Genomic DNA, 429 nt, shown 5'->3' with positions numbered 1-429 from the left:
TCACCGCGCAGGCCTTGCCATTGGGCGAGGTATTTGAGGGAGCCGAACTTGTCGCGCTTCTTCAGGCTGCGGCTGACGCCACCTTTCCAGCCGAGTACCGGGAGTTCGCCGGCCAGGCAGCGTTTTGCAAGATCGGGGAATTTGGCGGCACGTTCGCGGCCGATTTCCCAGCATTTGATCAGGCCTTTGTCTTCGGCTTCCCACAGTTGATCCCGATTCAGGCCCGATCGGGGAGGTGCTTGGATGCTGCAGTGGATGCGATGGCTCATTCTGGTTCCTTGAATGCGGGTTTTTGTTGAACAGCTCCGCTGTACCCGTTGAGGGGGCGATGTTATGAGGCGGATGGCTGGCTTGCAACCGCATATTTCAGAGTGCGGAATGACTCCCGCCAATGGGCGTGAACGCACTGTTGTTTAACCGTTGTAAGCC

At 58.0% G+C, this 429-nt stretch carries 1 protein-coding gene; it reads right to left on the bottom strand.

The genetic code is table 11. The annotated features are described in order from the left end of the window. Positions 1 to 269: hypothetical protein (locus tag AC1DH9_RS31045; protein ID WP_477809575.1), on the bottom strand; the 269-nt coding region annotated here is incomplete at its 3' end. Between the last annotated feature and the right edge of the window lie 160 nt (positions 270 to 429).

The sequence above is a fragment of the Pseudomonas sp. 05T35 genome (assembly GCF_056396605.1).
The sequence above is the reverse complement of the archived record's forward strand: the minus strand, read 5'-3'. Positions and strand labels throughout refer to the sequence as shown.